The following is a 1,187-nucleotide window of genomic DNA, read 5'->3' as shown; positions in this document are numbered from 1 at the left end:
GTGCAGAGCAAGCAGGAATTCATCGCTTCGATCGACGAATGGAAAGGTGCCGTTGCCGGTGCTGCGATCCGGCACCGGATCGAGAAAAGCGAAGGCGGCGTCACCACGGTGGTCGCCTGCTACGATTTCCCCAACAACGACATGCTGATGCAGGAAACTTTCGCGGTCACCGACAACCGCATCACCGCCAGTTCACAAGCGGCGATCGCCGAAAACTGCGACGGCTTTTGAGGGCGATATCGGCCAAATCCGCATATTGCGGGTCCGCCGGCCGCGCCCTACATCGGGTACGACCCACCTGCCTGCTTCACCAACGAAAGACTGTCCATGCCTTCCACGAAAGCCGTCGACCTCGCCGCCCATCCGCTGACCGCGTGGCAGGGGCCGCTCGGCCTGCCCGATTTCACGCGCATTGGCGACGGCGACTTCTCCCCGGTCTTCGACGCGGCGCTGAAGGCGCACGAGGCCGAGATCGAGGCGATCGCCGGCAACAAGGATGCGCCGACCGTCGAGAACACGCTTGCCGCGCTGGAACTCGGCGGCGAAGCGCTCGATCGTGTCTCGTCGATCTTCTGGTGCCGCGCCGGCGCCTACACCAACGAGACGATCCAGGCGCTGGAGCGCGACATCTCGCCGAAAATGTCCAGGCATTTCTCGGCGATTTCAATGAATGAGCGGCTGTTTGCCCGCATCGACGATCTCTACCAGCGCCGCGAGAGCCTGAAGCTCGACGCCGAGACCCTGCGGGTACTGGAAAAGACCTGGAAGGGCTTCGTCCGTTCCGGCGCCAAGCTCGACGCCGACGGCAAGAAGCGGCTGGCAAGCATCAGCGAGGAATTGTCCTCGCTCGGCACGGCTTTCGGCCAGAATGTTCTGGCCGACGAGCGCGACTGGGCGCTGTTCCTCGATGAAGCCGACCTTGCCGGCCTGCCGGACTTCGTGAAAAGTTCCATGGCCGAAGCGGCCGAGATACGCGGCCAGAAGGGCCGCTATGCCGTCACTCTGTCGCGCTCGATCTATGAGCCGTTCTCGACCTTCTCCGAACGCCGCGATCTGCGCGAGATCGCCTTCCGCGCCTTCACCATGCGCGGGCAGAATGGCGGCGCCACCGACAACACGAATGTGGTGCGCGACATGCTGCGCCTGCGGGCCGAAAAGGCAAAGCTGCTCGGCTACGCCTCTTTCGC

At 63.7% G+C, this 1,187-nt stretch carries 2 pseudogenes; both read left to right on the top strand.

The features are described 5' to 3' along the window. A pseudogene (locus ENZ74_RS32345) lies at nt 1-231 on the top strand (nuclear transport factor 2 family protein); the annotation flags it as partial. Nucleotides 232-327: 96 nt separating this feature from the next. Beyond that, a pseudogene (locus ENZ74_RS32340) lies at nt 328-1,187 on the top strand (M3 family metallopeptidase); the annotation flags it as partial.

It is taken from the genome of Mesorhizobium sp. M7A.F.Ca.CA.002.15.2.1 (genome assembly GCF_003998715.1).
Lineage (GTDB): Bacteria > Pseudomonadota > Alphaproteobacteria > Rhizobiales > Rhizobiaceae > Mesorhizobium > Mesorhizobium ciceri.
The sequence above is the reverse complement of the archived record's forward strand: the minus strand, read 5'-3'. Positions and strand labels throughout refer to the sequence as shown.